Origin of the sequence: Bacillus sp. FJAT-53060 (assembly GCF_037104745.1) — a bacterium.
In the GTDB taxonomy this organism is placed as follows: domain Bacteria; phylum Bacillota; class Bacilli; order Bacillales; family Bacillaceae; genus Bacillus; species Bacillus stratosphericus_B.
This window is the reverse complement of sequence record NZ_JBAWSW010000021.1, coordinates 1-21597: the sequence shown is the minus strand read 5'-3', so window position 1 is coordinate 21597 and position 21597 is coordinate 1. Positions and strand designations below refer to the sequence as shown.

At 40.4% G+C, this 21597-nt stretch carries 24 protein-coding genes, 1 pseudogene and 1 riboswitch; of the genes and pseudogenes, 22 read left to right on the top strand and 3 right to left on the bottom strand.

Annotated elements, in window-relative coordinates:
• Positions 1-22 precede the first annotated feature (22 nt).
• Positions 23-1348: a diaminopimelate decarboxylase gene (gene lysA, locus WAX46_RS09460; RefSeq protein WP_226568257.1), complete on the top strand. Its 1326-nt coding sequence runs from the start codon at positions 23-25 to the stop codon at positions 1346-1348.
• Positions 1349-1389: 41 nt separating this feature from the next.
• Here the strand turns inward: lysA and WAX46_RS09455 are convergent, their stop codons facing one another.
• Positions 1390-2274 (bottom strand): DUF1002 domain-containing protein, encoded by an 885-nt coding sequence (locus tag WAX46_RS09455; RefSeq protein WP_226568226.1) that lies wholly within the window; start codon positions 2272-2274, stop codon positions 1390-1392.
• Positions 2275-2595: 321 nt separating this feature from the next.
• Here WAX46_RS09455 and WAX46_RS09450 point away from each other — a divergent pair, with 321 nt between their 5' ends.
• The 6 genes and pseudogenes from WAX46_RS09450 (at position 2596) to WAX46_RS09420 (ending at position 6748) form a co-directional block, all read left to right on the top strand.
• Complete coding sequence (locus WAX46_RS09450; protein WP_226568225.1) at positions 2596-3033, top strand: peptidylprolyl isomerase; 438 nt, start codon at positions 2596-2598, stop codon at positions 3031-3033.
• A gap of 620 nt (positions 3034-3653) precedes the next feature.
• Positions 3654-3998 carry a hypothetical protein gene (locus WAX46_RS09440; RefSeq protein WP_226568224.1) on the top strand — a complete coding sequence of 115 codons (345 nt, stop codon included), beginning with the start codon at positions 3654-3656 and terminating at the stop codon, positions 3996-3998.
• 115 nt (positions 3999-4113) lie between these two features.
• Positions 4114-4255, top strand: a riboswitch (FMN riboswitch).
• 248 nt (positions 4256-4503) lie between these two features.
• Entirely contained in the window at positions 4504-5154 is a 651-nt protein-coding gene (ribE, locus tag WAX46_RS09435) for a riboflavin synthase (protein ID WP_336493740.1), read from the top strand.
• An 11-nt stretch (positions 5155-5165) separates the two neighbouring features.
• Positions 5166-5777 (top strand): annotated as a pseudogene (gene ribB / locus WAX46_RS09430) (3,4-dihydroxy-2-butanone-4-phosphate synthase); the annotation flags it as partial.
• Between the two features lie 38 nt (positions 5778-5815).
• Complete coding sequence (ribH, locus tag WAX46_RS09425) at positions 5816-6280, top strand: 6,7-dimethyl-8-ribityllumazine synthase (protein WP_226568255.1); 465 nt, start codon at positions 5816-5818, stop codon at positions 6278-6280.
• Positions 6281-6394: 114 nt separating this feature from the next.
• Positions 6395-6748: a GNAT family N-acetyltransferase gene (locus tag WAX46_RS09420; protein ID WP_226568222.1), complete on the top strand. Its 354-nt coding sequence runs from the start codon at positions 6395-6397 to the stop codon at positions 6746-6748.
• Positions 6749-6772: 24 nt separating this feature from the next.
• Here WAX46_RS09420 and WAX46_RS09415 read toward each other — a convergent pair whose 3' ends face one another.
• Positions 6773-7297 carry a DUF309 domain-containing protein gene (locus WAX46_RS09415; protein WP_226568221.1) on the bottom strand — a complete coding sequence of 175 codons (525 nt, stop codon included), beginning with the start codon at positions 7295-7297 and terminating at the stop codon, positions 6773-6775.
• 88 nt (positions 7298-7385) lie between these two features.
• Positions 7386-7478: a YjcZ family sporulation protein gene (locus WAX46_RS09410; RefSeq protein WP_008359694.1), complete on the bottom strand. Its 93-nt coding sequence runs from the start codon at positions 7476-7478 to the stop codon at positions 7386-7388.
• A 210-nt stretch (positions 7479-7688) separates the two neighbouring features.
• On the opposite strand from WAX46_RS09410, the gene WAX46_RS09405 reads away from it, so the two are divergent.
• From WAX46_RS09405 to WAX46_RS09335, 15 genes are all read left to right on the top strand, one after another.
• Positions 7689-8447, top strand: coding sequence for a segregation/condensation protein A (locus WAX46_RS09405; protein WP_226568220.1), 759 nt, complete (start codon positions 7689-7691; stop codon positions 8445-8447).
• On the top strand, positions 8437-9030 hold the full coding sequence (scpB, locus tag WAX46_RS09400) for an SMC-Scp complex subunit ScpB (protein ID WP_226568219.1): 594 nt from the start codon (positions 8437-8439) through the stop codon (positions 9028-9030). The genes WAX46_RS09405 and scpB overlap by 11 nt, the downstream gene beginning before the upstream one ends.
• 92 nt (positions 9031-9122) lie before the next feature.
• On the top strand, positions 9123-9659 hold the full coding sequence (locus tag WAX46_RS09395; protein ID WP_336493738.1) for a DUF3907 family protein: 537 nt from the start codon (positions 9123-9125) through the stop codon (positions 9657-9659).
• 52 nt (positions 9660-9711) lie between these two features.
• A complete protein-coding gene (locus WAX46_RS09390) occupies positions 9712-10863 on the top strand; it encodes a D-alanyl-D-alanine carboxypeptidase family protein (protein ID WP_226568217.1) in 1152 nt (383 codons plus the stop codon).
• Entirely contained in the window at positions 10851-11438 is a 588-nt protein-coding gene (locus WAX46_RS09385) for a nucleoside recognition domain-containing protein (protein ID WP_226568216.1), read from the top strand. Before WAX46_RS09390 ends, WAX46_RS09385 begins: the two co-directional genes overlap by 13 nt.
• Positions 11439-11442: 4 nt before the next feature.
• Positions 11443-11979 carry a spore maturation protein gene (locus WAX46_RS09380; RefSeq protein WP_226568254.1) on the top strand — a complete coding sequence of 179 codons (537 nt, stop codon included), beginning with the start codon at positions 11443-11445 and terminating at the stop codon, positions 11977-11979.
• A 132-nt stretch (positions 11980-12111) separates the two neighbouring features.
• Positions 12112-12846 (top strand): 23S rRNA pseudouridine(2605) synthase RluB, encoded by a 735-nt coding sequence (rluB, locus tag WAX46_RS09375; RefSeq protein WP_226568215.1) that lies wholly within the window; start codon positions 12112-12114, stop codon positions 12844-12846.
• Between the two features lie 90 nt (positions 12847-12936).
• Complete coding sequence (gene resA, locus WAX46_RS09370; protein WP_226568214.1) at positions 12937-13467, top strand: thiol-disulfide oxidoreductase ResA; 531 nt, start codon at positions 12937-12939, stop codon at positions 13465-13467.
• 1 nt (position 13468) lies between these two features.
• Positions 13469-15148 (top strand): cytochrome c biogenesis protein ResB, encoded by a 1680-nt coding sequence (resB, locus tag WAX46_RS09365; protein WP_226568213.1) that lies wholly within the window; start codon positions 13469-13471, stop codon positions 15146-15148.
• The gene (gene ccsB, locus WAX46_RS09360; RefSeq protein WP_226568212.1) at positions 15132-16310 is read left to right on the top strand and encodes a c-type cytochrome biogenesis protein CcsB; all 1179 of its coding nucleotides are present in this window, start codon (positions 15132-15134) and stop codon (positions 16308-16310) included. The genes resB and ccsB overlap by 17 nt, the downstream gene beginning before the upstream one ends.
• An 85-nt stretch (positions 16311-16395) precedes the next feature.
• Positions 16396-17118 (top strand): response regulator transcription factor, encoded by a 723-nt coding sequence (locus tag WAX46_RS09355; RefSeq protein ID WP_226568211.1) that lies wholly within the window; start codon positions 16396-16398, stop codon positions 17116-17118.
• Positions 17115-18884, top strand: a complete 1770-nt coding sequence (locus tag WAX46_RS09350; protein WP_226568210.1) for an ATP-binding protein — start codon at positions 17115-17117, stop codon at positions 18882-18884. Before WAX46_RS09355 ends, WAX46_RS09350 begins: the two co-directional genes overlap by 4 nt.
• Before the next feature lie 189 nt (positions 18885-19073).
• Positions 19074-19682 (top strand): RNA polymerase sigma factor SigX, encoded by a 609-nt coding sequence (sigX, locus tag WAX46_RS09345; RefSeq protein WP_336493735.1) that lies wholly within the window; start codon positions 19074-19076, stop codon positions 19680-19682.
• Positions 19594-20700, top strand: a complete 1107-nt coding sequence (locus WAX46_RS09340; RefSeq protein ID WP_336493734.1) for a sigma X negative regulator — start codon at positions 19594-19596, stop codon at positions 20698-20700. The genes sigX and WAX46_RS09340 overlap by 89 nt, the downstream gene beginning before the upstream one ends.
• Positions 20701-20801: 101 nt before the next feature.
• Positions 20802-21449, top strand: a complete 648-nt coding sequence (locus WAX46_RS09335; RefSeq protein ID WP_336493733.1) for a peptidoglycan DD-metalloendopeptidase family protein — start codon at positions 20802-20804, stop codon at positions 21447-21449.
• Positions 21450-21597 lie beyond the last annotated feature (148 nt).

The following is a 21597-nucleotide window of genomic DNA, read 5'->3' as shown; positions in this document are numbered from 1 at the left end:
GGCAGAGAAAGAGGGAATGACATTGTATTTACACGGCACTTGCAGACAAAATGAACTCGGTCATTTAGAAATTGGTGGTGTTGATGCCGTTTCTTTAGCTGAAACGTATGGGACACCACTTTATGTATATGATGTGGCTTTAATACGGGAGCGCGCAAAAAGCTTCCAGAAAGCGTTTATTGAAGAAGAATTAACGGCACAGGTGGCATATGCGAGTAAAGCATTTTCTTCCATTGCAATGTTTCAGCTTGCCAAAGAAGAAGGATTATCACTTGATGTCGTATCAGGCGGCGAGCTGCACACAGCTATTTGCGCCGGATTTCCAGTAGATAAAATTCATTTTCATGGCAACAACAAAAGTAGAGAAGAATTAAAGATGGCCTTAGAGCATGGGATCGGCTGTATTGTGGTTGATAATTTCTATGAAATGAAGCTCATTGAGCAGCTTGGTCAAGAGCTGTCAAAAAAGGTGAAAGTGCTGCTCCGTATTACGCCAGGTGTCGAGGCGCATACTCATGATTACATTACGACAGGCCAAGAGGATTCAAAATTTGGCTTTGATCTTCATAATGGACAAGCAGACGAAGCGGTGAAACAGATGCTTGGATCAGAAGTAATCCAGCTTCTAGGTGTCCATTGCCATATAGGCTCGCAAATCTTTGATACGACTGGTTTTGTCCTTGCAGCAGATAAAATTTTTATGAAGCTGGATGAATGGAGAGAATCATTTGGCTTTATTTCCACGGTGTTAAACTTAGGCGGTGGCTTTGGAATCCGTTATACAGCAGAGGACGAACCACTACCTGCGACAAAATACGTTGAGAAAATTATTCAAGCTGTCAAAGAGAACGTAGTCCGCTACGAGTTTGAGATGCCGGAAATTTGGATTGAGCCAGGCCGCTCTCTTGTTGGCGATGCAGGGACAACTCTGTATACGATCGGCTCTTCAAAACATGTACCTGGAATTCGTGATTATGTAGCTATTGACGGGGGAATGAGTGACAACATTCGTCCAGCTTTATATCAAGCGAAATACGAAGCTGCAAGTGCTAATAAAATGAGTCAAAAACATGATCAAACTGTTTCAATTGCAGGGAAATGCTGTGAAAGCGGAGATATGCTCATTTGGGATATTGACTTGCCAGAGTTATCACAGGGAGACTTACTAGCTGTCTTTTGTACAGGCGCTTACGGCTATAGTATGTCAAACAACTATAACCGTCTCCCGCGCCCGGCTGTCGTGTTTGTAGAAGATGGGGAAGCTCAGCTTGTGGTTGAGCGTGAAACATATGAGGACATTGTCAAGCTTGATTTACCTTATCAATCAAAAGTGAAATCATCTACTTAAGAAAGCTGCCAGATCATCAGGCAGCTTTCTTTTTATGAGAATTATTTTCCACCAGTAAATACAGATACAATTGCGTTCCAAATCGAGACAAAGAAGTCCCAAATCTTTTGTAAAAGGTTTTTCCCTTCATCAGATTCTATGAATTTCGTAATCTTGTCTTTTGCTTTATCGATTTGGGATCCAACTTCTTTCCAATCGATATTGATGTTCTTCATTTTATCGAATAGAGAGACAAGCTGATCTTTTTGTTCTTGCGTCAGACTTAAGTTCAAATCAGACGCAGCCTGATCCACTTTTTCTTCCACTTCTTTTGTTGTTTTAGGGACACCGTTTTTCGCAATGTCATCTTTGATTTTTGCAATGAGGGCAGATGCATTGTCTTTCCCAATGGAGTCACCTAATTTAGATGTTGTCACAAGCTCTTCGTTTGCGACCTGCTTCACATCTTCTGGAATGGCTTTGTCGCTTGAGACTTCATAGGCTTTTAATAAACCAGTCAGCGCTGCTGTACCAGATACCTCAAACGGGGCAGTTACGACAACCTTCGCGTCTTTGACACCTGCTGTCATTAAAGCATTTAAATACATCTCATCTGTAATGGTCTTAATGTTATGTGTATCCACAGTCAGACCAGTACCTGATTTTTGAATTGTGATGGATGAAGATGATAATGCTCTAGTCCCGATTTGAGAACGAGGGATATACTTTCCTAAATATTCGTGCTCTTCTTTATTGGTTACTTCAATTTTTGTCGCATTTTCAGGTGGATTCAACTCGTCAAGCACCTTCTGGCGATCAGCCGGTGTTAAGTCTTGCCCGAGTGTGACGATGACATCGCCGACAGCTGCATCCGCTAAGCTGACTTTTGGCGCACCTATCAGTAAAAGGAGCGCTGCCATCATACCAAGCATCGTTTTTTTAAACATGTTGACCTCCTTCAATTCGAAAGCGTTCCTCTTTCAAGAGAAACTCATCTTTTGAGTACTCGCTTTTGAGCGTACTCCATCATATAGACGTAGCAAATCAGTCTGACGTTTCAATTTTCTTTGAAGATGTTTTGATCTTCCATAAAATGAAGCCGTTTTGAGCAGTCTGCCATCATTTCCTTTAGGAGAAAAGTAGCAGGTTCTTTCATTTTATCAATATTGAAAGAAGAGATAAATAACAACCAAGAAGCAAGGGATGTTTAACATCATAGAAAATGTGCTATAATGAGCGTTGTTTAACCTGAAAGGAGAATATGAAAAATGGCGAAAAAAGGATACATACAACTAACAAATGGAAAGAAAATTGAGTTTAAACTTTATCCAGAGGCTGCTCCAGGAACTGTAGCAAACTTTGAAAAGCTAGCAAATGAAGGTTTTTACGATGGACTAAAATTCCATCGCGTAATTCCAGGCTTCGTAAGCCAAGGGGGCGACCCAAACGGTAATGGAACTGGAGGTCCTGGTTACACAATTAAATGTGAAACAGAAGGCAATCCTCATCAACATGAAAGAGGTTCATTATCAATGGCGCATGCTGGTAAAGACACAGGCGGCAGCCAATTCTTTATCGTACATGACCCGCAGCCACATCTAAACGGTGTGCACACTGTTTTTGGAAAGGTAACATCAGGTATCGAGGCTGTTCTTGATATGGAGCAAGGCCAAGGCATGGAAAAAGTCGAAGTTGTCGACGCATAATAATGAAAAGAAACACCGCATTTGCGGTGTTTCTTTATGGAGAGAATACAGCAGATGCCATTTATGATATATAAGAACATACTAAAATTGGTTTGGTGATCGTACAAGCAAAAATGAAAAGAAAGCTGGTGGATGATATGAAATCATTGACAACAGAAGAAAAAAGAAAATGATCGATGAAATACAACGTTTTTTTAAATGAGAGAGAAGAAGTTATTGGAGAAGTGGCAACTGTTCAAGTATTGCCTTTTATCACACATCACATTGGAAGTATTATTATAATCAGGGGGTGCGCGATAGTCGAGACATAGCTGTCCAACGTGCACAGGCCTTAGAAGAAGACTTGTTTGCACTTGAAAAAAGAGTATAGGAGAAAAGTCGCTATTTTCTTTAGTGTCTATGTCGTTTACTGTCGTTATAAGGAGAAATTTAACGAACACCCTCTTAATAAAGAACGAATATTCGTATCATATGTAATGATTAAAAGGTGGAAACCAAAGGTCCGTCTGAATCGTTATATAAGTAACCATTATTGAAAATCAGCTTTTTTGGTTTTATTTCAGCAATAGAAGGAATAAAACATACAAATAGGAGAAGTGCAGATGATGGAGGTTCTAAATATGGGGAAAATTAAATTAAAAATTGGGATTTTATTTGTTTTACTGCTTTGTTTAGGTGCAGGTTATTTATACATGAATGGCATGAAAATTGAAGACGTGCCAACAGCCATTGGCGAAAGCTTAACGAATAATGATAAAGATTATACTATCTATGAGTATACCATTACAAAAATTGATGGAGATGAATATTACGGTCAAGCGAAAAACGGAACGAAGATCATTTTTAATGGAAAGAAATTTGAAGATGATGTCTCCGATTTGAAGAAAGGCGATCGTATCAAAGCATATTTTAGTAATGAAAAAAGAATAGATGGTCTTATAAAAGTAGTGAAAATTGTTAATTGACATGTCTCCTATCATATAAGGAGGCTTTTTTTATGGAACAGGTAAATAAATCTTGATTGTTGCATTTGTCAACAAGGATCGCTATAATAGCCCCTAAGGACAGTTAAATATCGATTGTATCCTTCGGGGCAGGGTGAAAATCCCGACCGACGGTAATAAAGCATATGCTTTACAGCCCGTGACCCGTTAATTTATTAACGGTTGATTCAGTGAGAAGCTGAAGCCGACAGTGAAAGTCTGGATGGGAGAAGGATAAAGAAAGCTATGAACGAAAAATATTGGTTGATCATAGTTTTATTTCTAATGCAAAAAAACCAAAGCCCCGGAATTTTTCCGGGGCTTTCTGTATGTAAATTAGTGAAAGGCATACAGTGTTTATTAGGTGATCCCTCATCTACCTTGTATGGACCATAAAAAGCGACGAAGGTGCTCAATCGATCACATGTCCCTAACATCGCTTTTGAATAAAGTGAGAAATACAAAAGAAAGAGAAAAGGAGGATCACATGTTTACCGGGATTATAGAAGAAGTTGGCACAGTCCAGTCATTAAGCAAAAGAGCAGCAGATGCCATGGAAATCGTCATAAAATGCAGCCGTGTGCTAGAAGATGTTCATCTTGGGGACAGTATTGCGATCAATGGTGTATGTCTTACAGTCACAAGCTTTACAAAAGAACAGTTCACGGCAGATGTGATGCCTGAGACGGTCAAAGCCACATCGCTAAATCGCCTGACATCAGGAAGTTCAGTCAATTTAGAGCGGGCCATGTCCTCTAATGGGCGATTCGGAGGCCATTTTGTATCAGGCCACGTTGATGGAACGGCTTTGATTACCCGAATAGAAAAAAAGAGTAATGCAATTTATTATGATTTAGAGATGGACAAGTCCCTCACAGATATGCTCACCAAAAAGGGATCAATTGCCATAGATGGCGTCAGCTTGACCATTTTCGATTTGCATGATCGTCAAGTCACAGTCTCTATTATTCCTCATACACTTGAAGGCACTATTTTCCCAACTAAATCTATGGGTGATATAGTGAATATAGAGTGTGACATGATCGGCAAATATATTTATCGCTTTTTAACAAAAGAGCATGACCAAAAACATCCATCCCGATTGACCCCATCATTTTTAAAAGAGCACGGATTCTAGGAGGCGATTTTATGTTTCATTCTGTTGATGAGGCAGTGAATGCCCTCAAACAAGGAGAAATCATTATTGTAGTTGATGATGAAGACAGAGAAAATGAAGGAGACTTTGTGGCACTTGCTGAGCATGCAACGCCGGAAGTCATTAACTTCATGGCTTTACATGGAAGGGGTCTCATCTGCACACCAGTCCATGCGTCGATTGCCAAACATCTGGACTTGCATCCAATGATAGAGCGAAATACGGATGCATATCATACTGCATTTACAGTGAGCATCGACCATACGTCAACGACGACTGGTATTAGTGCCTTCGAGCGCTCAACCACCATTTTGGCCATGTTAAATAAAGAGGCAAAACCCGAAGACTTTGCACGTCCAGGTCATGTATTTCCGCTCATTGCAAAAGAGGGCGGAGTATTAGAAAGGCCAGGTCATACAGAGGCGGCCGTTGACCTTGCCAAGATTGCGGGTTCAGAGCATGCGGGTGTCATATGTGAAATTATGAATGTGGATGGAACAATGGCGCGCGTACCTGAACTGAAGGAGATTCAAAAAGAACATGATTTAAAGATGCTTACAATTGAAGCATTGCAAACACATCTAAATAATCAAACAACGACGATAGGAACAAAATAAAAATGACAAAAAAGGATGATGAACATATGAATACAATACAAGGCCATGTAGTTGCAGAAGGATTAAAATTTGCAATAGTAGTAGCCAGATTTAATGATTTTATTACAAGTAAGCTGCTAGATGGCGCAGAAGATACACTGCTTAGACACGGAGCAAACGGTGACGATATCGATGTCGTGTGGGTACCAGGTGCTTTTGAAATTCCTTATATGGCAAAAAAACTAGCAGAAACAAAAAAATATGATGCAGTCATTACACTCGGAACAGTAATCCGAGGCGCAACAACGCATTATGATTATGTGTGTAATGAAGCGGCCAAAGGAATTGCTCAAAGTGCCATCTCAACAGGGGTACCGATGATCTTTGGTGTACTGACAACAGAATCCATTGAACAAGCAATTGAAAGAGCCGGCACAAAAGCTGGAAATAAAGGCAGTGAATCGGCTGCAGCAGCCATTGAAATGGCCAATTTAAATCGAACATTTCGTTAATTTCATGAAAAAGAGTTTAAAAACGGTATGAAAATGTTTATAATGTGTGATGAGCAAATGATTCACAAGACATTTGCTGGGAAATAGGAACATATTTAATATTGAGGGGTATATATGTTAATTCGTTATAAGAGGTCTTTTGAAAAAATTGCTATGGGACTCCTTTCCTTTATGCCAGGTGAGAAAGACGTCAAACAGCTTCAGCAGACGATGAAGTCATATGAAACGGATGAAAAACGGCAGCTGTTTCTTTGGAAGGATGGCGAGGATATCGTAGGTGCCATTGGTGTGCTGAAAATAGACGACCAAGTGAAAATCGAGCATATAAGTGTCAATCCATCCCATCGTGATCAAGGAATCGGCAAGGAAATGGTTTTAGCAGTGGAAGAGATATTTAGAACCAAAACACTCATTCCAAATGAATTGACGCAAGGCTTCTTTCATAAGTGTCACAGCAAAACAAATTAAATATCACACATGTAAAAGCAGAGGTTATATTCCTCTGCTTTTTTTACGTTTGATTTGTTTCTCCCGTTCACGCAATACATCTGTCCGGTCACGCAATCTATGTTTTTCGATTAGAAACGTGTGGGATAAGTTACTTTCCTGCCCAAAGGTCAACCCTTCTTTTTGGGCCATCTCTTTGCAGAGAGAAAGGAGCACTTGATCTTTGATTGGAAGCATCACACTCTCGTATGGCATGTCTTCATCCATTTTCTTTTTTAGTGTTCTAAGAAGTAAAAGAAATGCTTCGTCATCAAAACCTAGGTTCGATAATACGGAGCGATTTGATTCTAACAGGTGAAGGCTGTTTGAAATGAGCCGTTTCGCTCCTTTTCTATTTCCCCGTCTTTGATGATACAAAGCGACAGCAAGCTGAATCAGACCAACCCAGTATTCTTTGCGTTGCTCAGGGGGATATTCCTTCCAATATTCTTCAAGAATTTCATGACACTCAAAATAATCTCTTGTCGTATGAAATTCGTGTAAAAAAGTCAGGTACGCTTCAGGGTACACACCGGTCATCTCCTTTTCCACTAACAGTCTAACACACGGAAAAGAAAAGAAGAAAGAGCGTCCCTTGGTGAAAGGACGCTCTGTTTCTTTAATAAACCCAAGCCGCGCCAACGATGATCAGCAAGATGAACAGCACAACAATAAGCGCAAATCCTCCGCCGAAGTAATAACCATCTCCCATAATGTTACGGCCTCCTTTTTCATCAGTTCTGTTTACAATGGTATTCTATGTATAAGTGCCCTTATTGGTATGGGCGAATCCACTGTTTTTCTTGTTTTGCCTATTGCATCATGGTCGAAATTATATTGGACGAGAGCTTTATCGTGTCTTATACTAAAGGTTAGCCGGTGAAATGGTACTTTAGAAGACAGTAGAAATGGTGAGAAAAGAATGCTGGAATATCAGGTGAAAATAGATTCGTTTGAGGGTCCTTTGGACTTGCTTTTACATTTAATCAACCGTTTGGAAATTGATATTTATGATATTCCCGTCGCTAAAATTACGGAGCAGTATTTATTATATGTCCACACGATGAGGGAACTTGAACTCGATGTTGCAAGTGAATATTTGGTGATGGCTGCAACCCTCCTGAGTATTAAAAGCAGAATGCTTCTTCCAAAACAGGAGGAAGAGCTATTTGATGAAGACCTGCTGGAAGAGGAAGAAGATCCTCGTGAAGAGCTGATTGGAAAATTAATTGAATACCGCAAGTATAAAAATGCAGCGCAAGAACTAAAAGAACGTGAAGAAGATCGACAAAATGCCTTTACAAAACCACCAAGCGATTTAAGTGAGTTTGCAAAAGAAGCGGAAGCGAAGGACACAAACTTACATGTAACGGTGTACGATATGTTAGGTGCGTTCCAAAAGGTATTAAACCGGAAAAAAATAACGAAACCAGTACCATCCAAGATTACAAGACAAGAAATCCCGATTGAAGACAAAATGAATGAGATCATGAACCATTTGAGAAAAACAAAAAATCGGACCAATTTTAAAACTCTATTTCAACATGATCAAAAGGAACACCTTGTCGTGACGTTTCTTGCTGTTCTCGAATTGATGAAAATCCATCAAATCATGCTAGAGCAGGAAGGGAACTTTGAAGACATTTATATTATAGGGAGTGAAACGATTCATGACGCTTAATATCGTGAATTGGAAAGCCATCTTAGAAGCGCTACTTTATGCAGCAGGTGACGAAGGCTTAACAAGAAAACAGCTCATGTCTGTTCTTGAAGTTGATGAGGCGGCATTTATCGACATTATGTCTGTTGTAAAGGAAGAATATCAAAAACAAGAACGAGGCATTGAGCTCATTGAGTATGCAGATTCATATATGTTGCTCACGAAAAAGGAATACAGCATTTATTTAAAAAAATTAGTAGAAACTCCATCCAAAGGTTTGTCACAGGCTGCACTGGAGGTGCTTGCGATTGTTTCTTATAAACAGCCGATCACGCGTGGTGAGGTAGAGGAGATCAGGGGAGTCAAATCAGAACGGGTGCTTCATAGTTTAGTTGCCAAAGCGCTGCTGTGTGAAGTTGGACGTGCAGATGGTCCAGGACGAGCGATTCTTTATGGCACGACATCTACCTTTTTAGAGCAATTTGGCTTAAAATCTCTAGATGAATTGCCGCCGCTTCCAGAGAATGTTGAAGCGGATGGTGAGCAAGAAGAGGCTGATCTCTTTTTTGAAAACTTCAATCAAACATTTGAAGAGATGAAATAGTTCAAAATAAGGAATAATGTATGATAAAATATAAAAATATTTCAGGTCAAAAATGGTGACAAAGACATGTTGGGAAGGTAAAAACGAAACAAATGGCACATATGAATGTGAAGGCTCAAGTTGATCAAGCAGGCGTCTTTTTATCAAAGGTTGCAACTGAAGTGAATGACTTTCTGAACGAAGCTACCTTATCGAGCTTGACACGATTAAACCAAGAAGTGGATACCTATTATTGTGACATATTGACTACATTACGGAAGCTTGCAGTGTATAGCGAGGATGCAGCGTCTGTTTGCAATAAAATCGGGCAGCAGCAGACTTTTCCACAGCAAGCCGCACAGCAGACGCTTCACCGTAATTATCATCAATGTATTGAAGAATTTTTTACACCAAAAAAGGATACATGGTATGAAGATAGCCGTTCGGCCTATACAGGAAAAAGCAGCATTGTTTTCCACCATGAAGTATCGGCTGATGTAAAGCAATTATTTTCTTCTTTAGAAAAAGACTTTTTAACGATGAGAGAAGAGGTAGAATATACGACATCTCATCAGCAAGTGAAAAATGGTATAAGCAAGAGTGAAAGCGCCTCATGTAGAGACGCTTTTTTTATGGACGAGGCATCATAACTTTTTCAGCCGCGCATACACTTGTACAAAACGGACAAGGACGTGAATGAACATGCCCTATTTAAAAATTGGAACAGTAGTCCTTCTTCTATTTACACTCTTACTGCCGTTATCCTCAAATGCTCAAGCAGACATATCATTATCGGTAAGTGCAAGAAGCGCCATTTTAGTAGATGGACAATCAGGCAGAGTCCTATTTGGAAAGGATGAGCACGAAAAAAGAAGAATCGCCAGTATCACAAAAATTATGACGGCTGTATTAGCCATTGAATCAGGAAAAATGAAAGAAACCGTCAAAGTATCAAAACGTGCGATTAAAGCTGAAGGCTCATCGATTTATTTGAAGGAAGGGCAGAAGGTAAGCTTAGAAGACTTGACATACGGGCTTATGCTGCGTTCTGGAAATGATGCAGCTGTCGCCATTGCAGAACATGTCGGCGGCAGCTTAGAAGGCTTTATTTTTATGATGAACCAAAAGGCGACTGAACTAGGAATGGAGAATACAAATTTTCAAAATCCGCATGGGCTTGATAATCATCAAAACCATTATTCATCAGCCTATGACATGGCGATTTTAACAAAGTACGCCATGGAGCATAAACAATATCAAAAAATTGCCGGCACGACTTTCTATAAAGCTAAGACAATGGAAGGCTATTGGAAAAATAAAAATAAGCTGCTCACCGGTTTATATCAATATTCCACTGGGGGGAAAACAGGATATACAAAGCTTGCAAAACGCACACTCGTCTCTACAGCTGCAAAGGGGAATGCTGCATTAATTGCTGTGACCATTAATGCGCCGGATGACTGGAAGGATCATATCTCTATGTTTGAGTATGCATTTGGTCACTATAAAACGTATATGCTTGCTAAAAAAGGCAGGCTTACTTCGTTAAAAGGGACCTTTTATGAAAAAAAAGCGTTTATTAAGCGTGATGTGGCCTATTTCCTAAATGAAGATGAGAAAAAGCTAGTGAAAATTGAAACTGAAATGCTCACACCTGAAAAGAAATGGGAAAGAAACGCTGAGGCTATCCCAGATGTTGTGGGGAAAATGACGTTCTTATTAGATGGTCAGGTGATCGAGCAGGTGCCCATTTTTTATGAGAATAAACGCAATCGAATGCCCCAAAAAAGCTTTCAAGAAATGTTTAAGTCTGTCTTTCAGGCATCTGTAGGCGGGTCTTTATGGTCAATCTAATTTGGGTGTTTCTGTCTGTTATCGGTCTTGTCTATGCGATGCTAAACGGGACGATGCAGGAAGTGAATGAAGCTGTTTTTAAGGGCTCAAAAGAAGCGGTCACCATTTCAATCGGGTTGATCAGTGTACTTGTTTTTTGGCTGGGACTGATGAAGATTGCAGAAGAAGCGGGGCTATTAAACTTCTTTAGTAAAATGTGCCGCCCCTTTATTTCAAAGCTATTCCCGGATATTCCCCCTAATCATCCGGCGATGGGGTATATCCTGTCCAATCTCATGGCAAATTTCTTTGGACTCGGAAATGCCGCCACACCGCTTGGGATTAAGGCGATGGAGCAGATGAAAGCATTAAATGGAGGGAAGAATGAGGCGAGCCGTTCCATGATTACATTTTTAGCTGTCAACACATCCTCTATCACACTTGTGCCAACGACCGTCATTGCTATTAGAATGACATATGGCGCAGATCAGCCAACAGATATTGTAGGACCAACCATATTGGCGACACTGATTTCAGGAATTGGTGCGATTATCATTGATCGCTATTTCCACTATCGTAGAAGCAGGCGGGGGTGATCTTGTGGCGTTTATTAACTGGCTGTCACTTGCTTTGATTCCACTGATCATCGCAGGAATTTTGATTGTGGGAACCATTAGAAAGATACCGACTTATGAAACATTTGTGGAAGGCGGGAAAGAGGGCATTCAAATAGCCTTTTCAATCATTCCGTATTTAGTCGGTATGCTTGTGGCCATTACGATATTCCGTGCGTCAGGTGCGCTTGATTTTGTAATGGGGCTGTTAAAACCCGTGTTTACAGCGTTTGGCTTCCCTACAGAGGTGGTACCGCTTGCGTTTATTCGCCCGATATCAGGAACGGCAGCACTCGGGATGACATCAGACTTAATTGCGACATATGGTCCAGATTCTTTTATTGGTAAGCTTGCAGCTGTCATGCAAGGGTCAACAGACACCACTCTTTACATTTTAACGGTCTATTTTGGAGCAGTCGGTATAAAAAAAATGGGAGATGCGCTGAAAGTAGGTCTGTTAGCAGATCTTATTGGTGTCATTGCATCTGTTATTATCGTCAGTTTGTTATTTAGCGGCGCCTAATCAGGCGCTTTTTTGTATTTGAGATGGAAACAGCTTTTTAGCTGAAATTAGACAGACAAATCGCTTATTTTTCCACGAATGCTTGTTTGTTTCTAGTCAAGCAAGTAAGATAGTACATGAGGTGAAAGACAAATGGAACGTTTACAGAAAGTAATTGCACATGCAGGCGTGGCGTCTAGACGAAAGGCTGAAGAACTAATTAAAGAAGGACGAGTTACCGTTAATGGTCAAACAGTAAAAGAGCTCGGAATGAAGGTGGGTTCTTCAGATAAAATTGAAGTCAATGGGTTGAAATTAGAAAGAGAAGAACCGGTTTACTTTATGCTTTATAAACCGCGCGGCGTCATTTCAGCTGCCGAGGATGATAAAGGACGTAGAGTTGTGACAGATTTCTTTGATGATGTCCCTCAGCGTCTCTATCCAATCGGTCGTTTAGATTATGATACGAGCGGCTTAATTTTGATAACAAATGATGGCGAATTTGCCCACAAGCTCATGCACCCGAAATATGAAATTCATAAAACGTATGCAGCGAAGCTAAAAGGCATTCCTTCAAAGGAATTGCTCAGAAAGCTAGAAAAAGGAATCATGTTAGATCATAAAAAAACAGCACCTGCTCGTGCTAAAATGCTATCAATTGATAAACGAAAGCAAACATGTATTGTCCAATTAACGATTCATGAAGGCAGAAACAGACAGGTAAGGCGTATGTTTGAAACGATCGGTCATGATGTGTTAAAGCTAAAGAGAGAGCATTATGCCTTTCTTCATATTGAAGGCATGAGGCCAGGAGAGCGCAGAGAATTGACTCCGCATGAAGTGAAGCGCCTAAGAGCGATTGCTGATCACGGGAAAAGTGCTTTCTAATTTTCACATAAACTTCAAAAAATGAAGAAGCATCAAAAGAGGGAGAATGCTATAATTTACCTGAATGTCTATGGGGAAGGGGTACTTCAGATGAAGAAAAGACGATTTTTCATACGGACGGGCATTCTCCTCCTGATGCTTGCTGCAATATGTTATACCATGTATAACTCAGTATTTGCCAAACAGGATCGAGTCAAAGAAGGGTCTACTGCACCTAACTTTGTCCTTCAATCTGTGGATGGGGAGCGGATTGAATTAAAGGACTTAAAAGGCAAAGGCGTCTTTCTTAATTTTTGGGGTACATGGTGCGGTCCATGTAAACAAGAATTTCCCTATATGGCGAATCAGTATCAAGTGTTCAAGGATCGCGGTGTGGAAATTGTTGCAGTGAATGTTGGAGAATCAGATATTGCCGTTAAGAATTTTATGGATGCCTATGACGTGAATTTTCCTGTTGCTATGGACAAAGATCGTCAAGTAACAGAGGCATATGATATTACGCCGCTGCCAACCACATTTTTAATTAATCCTGAAGGAAAGGTAATCAAAGTCATAAAGGGAACCATGACAGAACGTAATGTCTATGAATATATGAATTTGATTAAACCAAAGGGGTCATAGAATGAAAGAGGTAAAGTGCGAGTGTGGACATATTAATCCAATAGGTACTGTTCTATGTGAATCTTGCGGAAATCCCATCGCCGCAAAAGAGAAATACTCTTCAAAGCTACTAGATATGAGATATGACGGCAGTGCGAGACGCTCGCAAACGTATAACAAAACGATTGTTGATAAAGTATGGAACTTTTTTTCTTCCGTTAAAGTAGGTGTATGGTTGATTGTCATCACACTTTTCGCTTCCTCGCTGGGAACCATTTTTCCGCAGGAGCGATTTATTCCGCCGGGAGCATCTGCTTCCACCTATTATGAAGAGCAATATGGCTCGTTTGGCAAGCTATATTACATACTTGGGTTCCATGATCTTTATAGTTCTTGGTGGTTCTTAGCTCTTGTAGCATCTATCGGAATTTCCCTTGTGATTTGCAGTCTCGACCGAGTGATTCCGCTTTATCGGGCACTCAAAAATCAAGGTATTTCCAAAAAAGAAGGCTTCATGAGAAGGCAACGTCTTTTCAGCGAAACAGATAAAACATTAGATCAGCATACATATGAAGGCATCGTTAGAGCGATGAAACAAAAGCGTTACCGAGTGCGAGAAGAAGATGGACATATTTTAGCTGAAAAAGGCCGCTTTTCACGTTGGGGACCTTACGTCAATCACATCGGATTAATTATATTTCTCATTGGATCGATGCTCCGGTTTGTCCCAGGAATGTATGTGGATGAAACGCTGTGGGTTAGAGAAGGTGAAACAGCACCGATCCCCGGCACGGGTGGACAATACTTCTTGAGAAATAATGCGTTTACAATTGATCGCTATGAATCTGGAAATGAAAAAGAAGTGTTTGAAAATGCCATTGAAAAAGCCGGCAACGGTCAAGTTGTTAAAAGTTATAAAACCGATGCTATTTTATACAAACGTGAAGGGGAAGTTGTTCTCGGTGAAAAGCCAAAACTTAAGCAGGTAACAGAACACGATATTAAAGTGAATGAACCGCTCAAGTTTGACAATTTTTCATTATACCAAGTGGATTTTAAACAAAATGAACTCGATCAAATGGTCTTTCAACTGATTCGAAAAGATACAGAAAAATCTTTCGGTACAGTGAAGATTAATCTGCTGGAGCCTAAGTCAGAATATGATCTTGGTAGCGGTTACAAAGTCAAGGTTGTGAGCTATTTGCCTGATTTTTATTTTGACGAAGATGGAACGCCGAGTACGAAAACAAGGAATCCGAATAATCCTGCTTTCGTGTTTGAAATGTTTTCTCCTGAAAAACCAAAAGGTGAAAAAAGCTTTGTCGCCATTCAAGAGACAGTAGAGGGTTCTGATAACAATATTTATAAGATGAAGTTTGATCGAGTTGAAACGAAAAACGTAACAGGTTTAACCGTTAGAAAAGACTTAACACTTGGTGTCCTAATCGTTGGTGGGGTTATCTTTATGATCGGTGTTGTGCAGGGGATGTATTGGCAGCATAGAAGAATCTGGCTGTCATTGAAGAATGGAAAAGTATTTGTGGCAGGACACACAAACAAAAACTGGTTCGGCTTAAAGTCTGATCTAAGCGTGTTACTGAGTGGCAGTGGCATCAAACAGCCAGTTGATCAAAAAGAACTGCCTGATACAACAAGTATCAGCAAAAGCAAGGGGGAAGGGTTAGATGGCGGCAGTCAGTGAAAATCTGTTATTTGCAGCTTTTCTATTTTATTTAGCGGCAGTTCCTTTTTTTGGTGGTGCCATTAAAGGAAAAAAGAAAGAGGATGGACCGCGCAAAAATAAGGCGGCACTCATCGGCATTACACTCACCATCATTGGTTTTTTGAGCCAATTTGGCTATTTTATTTCAAGGTGGATTGCGTCTGGTCATGCACCAGTCAGTAATTTATTTGAGTTCACAACGGCCTTCGGTATGATGCTGGTGCTTGCATTTATCATTTTATATTTTTTGTATCAAGTGTCTGTGCTTGGTTTATTTACTCTTCCAATTGCCTTATTGATTATAGCTTATGCAAGCATGTTTCCATCAGATATTTCACCGCTGATTCCTTCACTTCAAAGCAAGTGGCTATATATTCACGTAACGACAGCAGCACTTGGTCAAGCCATTTTAGCGATCAGTTTTGTGGCAGGCGTCATCTTCCTTTTAAAACATGTCGATCAAACAAAGCCAGGCAAGAAGACGTTTGGTTTAGAGCTTGTCATGTTTATGGTTGTGGTCACACTTTCATTTATCGCTGTCACTTCAGTCTTTAGAATGACAGGGTATGAAGCGAAGTTTAATTGGGTAGATAAAAATAAAGAAGAAAGTGTCATGGTCTACGAGCTGCCAGCCTTGGTCGGGCCTCATAAAGGAGAGCTCGTGACCAAAAATCGATTGGAGCCTGTCGTTGATTTACCACCTGTTTTTTCAGGCAGAAAAGTTAATACAGTGTTATGGTCATTTGGTGTCGGGCTGATCATTTACGGACTGCTTAGATTGATCATTCGTAAACGACTTAGTGCCCTGCTTCAACCGCTCGTGAGACAGGTGAATCTCGATTTAGTAGATGAAATTGGGTACCGGGCTGTTTCAATTGGTTTCCCTGTATTTGCGTTAGGTGGACTTATTTTTGCTATGATCTGGGCGCAAATTGCATGGACAAGATTTTGGGGCTGGGACCCGAAGGAAGTATGGGCATTGATTACGTTTTTATTTTATGCAGCCTATCTCCATCTTCGGTTATCGCGAGGCTGGCATGGCGAAAAGTCCGCTTGGCTTGCCGTGATCGGGTTTGCCATTATTATGTTTAATCTTATCTTTGTCAATCTTGTGATTGCGGGGCTTCATTCTTACGCGTAATCACAAGAAAAAAGCCAACGTTTATGATTAAATTCGTTTTTTTGTTAAAATGAGTGTAACACGGAGAAAGCAGGAGGATTGTTTAATGGAACACACAACACAAACGAAAATATTGGTCGTAGATGATGAGGCAAGAATTCGGCGCCTTTTAAAAATGTATTTAGAACGTGAAAATTATGAAATCGATGAAGCAGAAAATGGGGATGAGGCGATTCAAAAAGCGCTTCAAACAGACTATGACCTGATTTTGCTCGATTTAATGATGCCTGGCACAGATGGGATTGAAGTGTGTAATCAAATTCGAGATAAAAAAGCCACACCCATCATTATGCTGACGGCTAAAGGTGAGGAAGCCAACCGTGTTCAAGGATTTGAGGCAGGAACGGATGACTATATCGTCAAACCTTTTAGCCCGCGTGAAGTTGTTTTACGTGTGAAGGCATTGCTAAGAAGGTCGTCTCAAACATCGTATCTGAATACTGGATCTACTACAAAGGATGTTCTTGTGTATTCTCATCTATCCATTGATCATGATGCGCATAGAGTGACAGCTGATGGCAAAGAAGTCAGCCTCACGCCGAAGGAATATGAACTTTTATACTTTTTGGCGAAAACCCCGGATAAAGTTTATGATCGGGAGAAGCTCCTAAAAGAAGTGTGGCAATATGAATTCTTTGGTGATCTGAGAACGGTGGATACCCACGTGAAAAGACTTCGAGAAAAACTGAATAAAGTGTCACCAGAAGCTGCGAAAAACATCGTGACTGTATGGGGTGTTGGGTATAAATTTGAGGTCGGCGCTGAATGAAGCTGTGGAAAAGTGTCGTAGGAAAGCTATGGTTAACCATTCTCTTCCTCGTCCTGATTGTTTTATCTATTTTAACAGTGCTTCTTTTAGAATTCATTGATAATTATCATGTTGAAGAAGCAAAGTCTGATTTAACACAAATGGCAAACAAAGTAGCGGTCTTTTTAGAAAGCCATGAGGATCAATCGCTTGCAAGGTCCATTACATCTGAGCTTGCTGACAAATTGACGAGTATTGCGATTATTCAAGAGGATGGACTAGAATGGTATTCGTCTGAAAAAGGCGGAAATCTTCCTGCGATAACAAAGGAACAAATTGTAGCGGATAAAGAGTTGAATCAAGCACTGAAAGAGCGAAAAAAAATCAGTAAACGTGCAGGAAATCAGAAGGATGAACGAATTGTAGTAGGTGTTCCTTATGGGGCGAACGAAAAAAAAGGCATGGTTTTTCTTTCTCAGTCACTCCTCGCTGTAGAACAGACAACCAAACATACGACGCGTTATATCTTTTTAGCAGCAGGAATAGCGATTGTTCTTACCACAATATTCGCTTTCTTCTTATCTACACGTGTCACCTATCCTCTGAGAAAGATGAGAGAGGGAGCACAAGATTTGGCAAAAGGGAAATTTGATACAAAGATCCCTATTTTAACGCAAGATGAAATTGGAGAACTGGCCATCGCCTTTAATCAAATGGGGAAGCAGCTTAAATTCCATATTACAGCCTTAAATCAAGAAAAGGAGCATTTGTCCAATATTCTTAGCAGTATGGCGGATGGCGTCATCACCATCAATATTGATGGAACGATCCTCATGACAAATCCTCCTGCTGAAAGGTTCTTGCAGGCTTGGTATTATGAGCAAAATATGAAGATCAAAGACGGAGATGAACTTCCGCCAGAAGCACGAAATCTCTTTCATACAGCCGTCAGCACGGAAAAAGAGCAAATGATCGAAGTAACATTGCAGGGACGTACATGGGTTCTTCTCATGTCTCCTCTCTATAATCAGCAGGATGTTAGGGGAGCGGTTGCGGTGCTTCGAGATATGACAGAGGAACGAAGACTTGATAAGCTAAGAAAAGACTTCATTGCTAATGTCAGTCATGAACTTCGTACACCAATTGCTATGCTACAAGGATATAGTGAGGCCATTGTAGATGACATTGCCGGATCAGAAGAGGAAAAGAAAGAAATTGCGCAAATTATCTATGACGAATCACTGCGAATGGGGCGTCTTGTCAATGACCTTCTGGATCTAGCGCGGATGGAAGCTGGTCATATTACGCTTAATCTTGAATCAACTGATACAGAAGAGCTAATTGAGAAAATCTACCGCAAGTTTCTTGGGATTGCGAAAGAAAAACAAATCAATCTCACGTATGAGATTCAAGTGAAAGAACCACACTTTGTATACGATCCAGATAAGATTGAGCAGGTTTTTACCAATCTCATTGATAATGCCATTCGGCATACACCAAAGGGGGGAGAGGTTCACTTTTCGGTTCAATCGGTGGAGAACGGGTTGAAGATGGATGTAAAAGATTCGGGAAGTGGAATTCCCGAAGAGGACCTGCCATTTATTTTCGAACGGTTCTATAAAGCTGATAAAGCAAGAACAAGAGGACGTTCTGGTACTGGACTCGGTCTTGCGATTGTAAAGAACATCATAGAGGCACATCAAGGCTCGATTCATGCTCACAGTAAAGCCGGTACAGGTACACATTTCACCTTCTATATTCCGAGAAAAAAGCAGGAACTCGTCTAATCTTGTTAAATGAGAAACACTTCTTTTCGAAAGAAAATGAAGTGTTTTTTCTATTTGCATATTTTTAAGGAGAAGTTAAACAAAAACCCATATCAAAATTGTTGAACTTGTAATATATTTGTCATAAAGTTGTAATGTAACGTTTTGTAAGAGTCACTCGACAAAAATAAGTGAACGGAGGGGTTTCCTATGCATGAAACCTTTCAAAAAATATATGATTCGTACCATCAAGATTTGTTCCAGTTTTTATTTTATATGGTAAAAGATAAAAATCAGGCAGAGGATCTCGTTCAGGAGGTTTACATTCGGGTACTTCACTCATATGAAACTTTTGAAGGAAGAAGCAGTGAGAAAACATGGCTGTTTTCAATTGCAAGGCATGTGGCAATAGACTGGTTTCGCAAACAGCAAACCATTAGACAACGGGTGCTAGGCACGTTTGATTGGGATAAGCAGGATGTGAAAGATCCAGACTTGCTCCCAGATGAATTGGCTGTAAAGGATGAAAATGTAAAAGAAATCTATGCCGTACTTGATCATTGCACCATTGATCAAAGGGCTGTCATCATTTTAAGGTTTATCCAGGGCTACTCAATCATCGCGACGGCAAAGACGCTAAAGTTCTCGGAAAGCAAAGTCAAAACAACTCAGCACCGAGGCCTGAAAGTGCTCCGAAAACATATGGAGCTTTTGAAGGAGGAGCTATTGAATGAAAACGAACAGGTCCGATTGGAGCGAAGAACGAATCAAGGTGTTACTAAGTCAGCTTCCAAAGGTGGAGGACAACCGTTCATCTAAGCAGATTTACCAGAAGATGCTGATGGCAAGCGGGAAAAAGAAGAGAAGTGTCATATGGATTGGTCCAGCGGTGGCAACCGTTGTGGTTTTATTTATGGCGTTTTTGATTTCTCCTCATTTATTTAAGCCATCTGCTCACGATATGAAGAAAGTGAAAATGGAATCAAATGCTGACAAAGGGCAGGTGAATGCGACACTAGAGGCAGTAAAAAACACAAATGAGCCCTTACATGTTGTTTCAGCAGCTGACCAACATAAGTATATGACGATTGCATACATAGATGAATCCACTTCTCAAGTTGTCCCGATTAGTATTGGAAAAGAAAATCAAAACGACAATGTGCAGGCAATGGTGAGCACATATGAAAAGGTGCAACTGCCGGAAATGATCAAGCCTCTTCAATCTTATATGGATATGGTGGATATTAGTGAAAAAGGGGATACGTTGGTCTTTCAGCTAAAAAATGATTTGTCTCTTGATACATTAAAAGAAGCCAACCGATTTAAAGACATGGTAAAAGAAACGCTAAAATGGAGTCAATATAAGCAAGTACAGGTCAAGTCAGTCAAAGGCTCTCATCTCCAATTGAGTGAACATGGAAGCATTGGCACCATTTCAATTGATAAACAAACAAAGCACGCTTATTACCTATTAGAGAATCAGAGCGGGACATTTTTGGTGCCTTCAAAAAGTCATTATCCATCTTATAAAGCTGCGATTGAGGCCATGAAGCAGGGAAGTGATTCAGGACTTGATCCATTAATTAAAGAAGAAGTTATTAAAGAAGTGACATCGACAGGAAAACATGTGACCATCACGTTTGGAGCATCAGGGCAATTAACAGACTCAATTGATCATATTCTACTCATTGAAGGTCTTCTGCTCACAGCGAAAGATTTTGGTTTTACAGATGTCACGATTCAACATGCAGGGACAGATCAAGTAGGACCATATGAATTAAAGGAACCAATAGAGGTGCCGGCTCTGCCAAATCCAGTTGTCATTAAAGAACGTTAAAGGGCGCAAAATATTGCGTTCTTTTTAGATGTATAGAAAAGGTCATCCTTGCTGTATACTAAGCTGTCATGAAAAGAACCTCAAAGAAAGGGAAGTCACTGATGAAAAGGTATTGCTTCATATGTGCCAGCTATTTCTTTCTCTTGATCTTATCGCCATTTGCACATGCACAGAACACAACCGAATGGGTGGAACCAGTTAAAGGAGAAGTCACCGATTTGTTTGGGACAAGAGGTGGTTCGCATAAGGGATTAGACATTGCTGCGCCAGAAGGAGAATCCATTATGGCTACGGGCGACGGTGTGGTCACTCGTTCCTATGTATCTGCGACATATGGAGAAGTCGTGTTTATTCAGCACCCAAATGGGTATGAAACCGTCTATGCCCATTTACACAAGCGGTTTGTTAAAAGCGGAGACCATGTACAAGCAGGACAGCTGATTGGCATCATTGGCAACACAGGGGCCTCTAGGGGCACTCATTTGCATTTTGAGGTGCACCGAGGCAATTGGTCAGTAAACAAAGAAGATGCGGTAGATCCGCTCAAAATCATCGCACTGGATCGTTTTCAAGAGCGAGCCCTTCATGTAAATGGACATGAAAAAAGTACATACGTCATTAAACAAGGGGATACCCTCTGGTCGATTGCTAAAGCACATCAGATGACCGTTGATCAATTGAAGAAAATCAATGAGCTACAAAGTCACTTAATTCGAACGGGAGACCGTTTAATGATTTCAACAAAATAAACCTCATGCTTTTGCATGAGGTTTCAGACCGTAGACAAACCCCACCTTTACTTCAAGTAAAAGTGGGGTTTTCACTTATTTTGATAAAATTTATCAGTTGTCTTACGCTGGACATGGTCCTTTCCATGTCCAGTTTGCTAGCTTTTTG

What these genes read in the sequence shown, in the direction of transcription:
- WAX46_RS09455 (WP_226568226.1), bottom strand. Translation starts at nt 2,274, where the DNA reads ATGTTTAAAAAAACGATGCTTGGTATGATGGCAGCGCTCCTTTTACTG.
- WAX46_RS09450 (WP_226568225.1), top strand. Translation starts at nt 2,596, where the DNA reads ATGGCGAAAAAAGGATACATACAACTAACAAATGGAAAGAAAATTGAG.
- WAX46_RS09440 (WP_226568224.1), top strand. Translation starts at nt 3,654, where the DNA reads ATGGGGAAAATTAAATTAAAAATTGGGATTTTATTTGTTTTACTGCTT.
- ribE (WP_336493740.1), top strand. Translation starts at nt 4,504, where the DNA reads ATGTTTACCGGGATTATAGAAGAAGTTGGCACAGTCCAGTCATTAAGC.
- ribH (WP_226568255.1), top strand. Translation starts at nt 5,816, where the DNA reads ATGAATACAATACAAGGCCATGTAGTTGCAGAAGGATTAAAATTTGCA.
- WAX46_RS09420 (WP_226568222.1), top strand. Translation starts at nt 6,395, where the DNA reads ATGTTAATTCGTTATAAGAGGTCTTTTGAAAAAATTGCTATGGGACTC.
- WAX46_RS09410 (WP_008359694.1), bottom strand. Translation starts at nt 7,478, where the DNA reads ATGGGAGATGGTTATTACTTCGGCGGAGGATTTGCGCTTATTGTTGTG.
- WAX46_RS09405 (WP_226568220.1), top strand. Translation starts at nt 7,689, where the DNA reads ATGCTGGAATATCAGGTGAAAATAGATTCGTTTGAGGGTCCTTTGGAC.
- scpB (WP_226568219.1), top strand. Translation starts at nt 8,437, where the DNA reads ATGACGCTTAATATCGTGAATTGGAAAGCCATCTTAGAAGCGCTACTT.
- WAX46_RS09395 (WP_336493738.1), top strand. Translation starts at nt 9,123, where the DNA reads ATGGCACATATGAATGTGAAGGCTCAAGTTGATCAAGCAGGCGTCTTT.
- WAX46_RS09390 (WP_226568217.1), top strand. Translation starts at nt 9,712, where the DNA reads ATGCCCTATTTAAAAATTGGAACAGTAGTCCTTCTTCTATTTACACTC.
- WAX46_RS09385 (WP_226568216.1), top strand. Translation starts at nt 10,851, where the DNA reads ATGGTCAATCTAATTTGGGTGTTTCTGTCTGTTATCGGTCTTGTCTAT.
- rluB (WP_226568215.1), top strand. Translation starts at nt 12,112, where the DNA reads ATGGAACGTTTACAGAAAGTAATTGCACATGCAGGCGTGGCGTCTAGA.
- resA (WP_226568214.1), top strand. Translation starts at nt 12,937, where the DNA reads ATGAAGAAAAGACGATTTTTCATACGGACGGGCATTCTCCTCCTGATG.
- resB (WP_226568213.1), top strand. Translation starts at nt 13,469, where the DNA reads ATGAAAGAGGTAAAGTGCGAGTGTGGACATATTAATCCAATAGGTACT.
- ccsB (WP_226568212.1), top strand. Translation starts at nt 15,132, where the DNA reads ATGGCGGCAGTCAGTGAAAATCTGTTATTTGCAGCTTTTCTATTTTAT.
- WAX46_RS09355 (WP_226568211.1), top strand. Translation starts at nt 16,396, where the DNA reads ATGGAACACACAACACAAACGAAAATATTGGTCGTAGATGATGAGGCA.
- WAX46_RS09350 (WP_226568210.1), top strand. Translation starts at nt 17,115, where the DNA reads ATGAAGCTGTGGAAAAGTGTCGTAGGAAAGCTATGGTTAACCATTCTC.
- sigX (WP_336493735.1), top strand. Translation starts at nt 19,074, where the DNA reads ATGCATGAAACCTTTCAAAAAATATATGATTCGTACCATCAAGATTTG.
- WAX46_RS09340 (WP_336493734.1), top strand. Translation starts at nt 19,594, where the DNA reads ATGAAAACGAACAGGTCCGATTGGAGCGAAGAACGAATCAAGGTGTTA.
- WAX46_RS09335 (WP_336493733.1), top strand. Translation starts at nt 20,802, where the DNA reads ATGAAAAGGTATTGCTTCATATGTGCCAGCTATTTCTTTCTCTTGATC.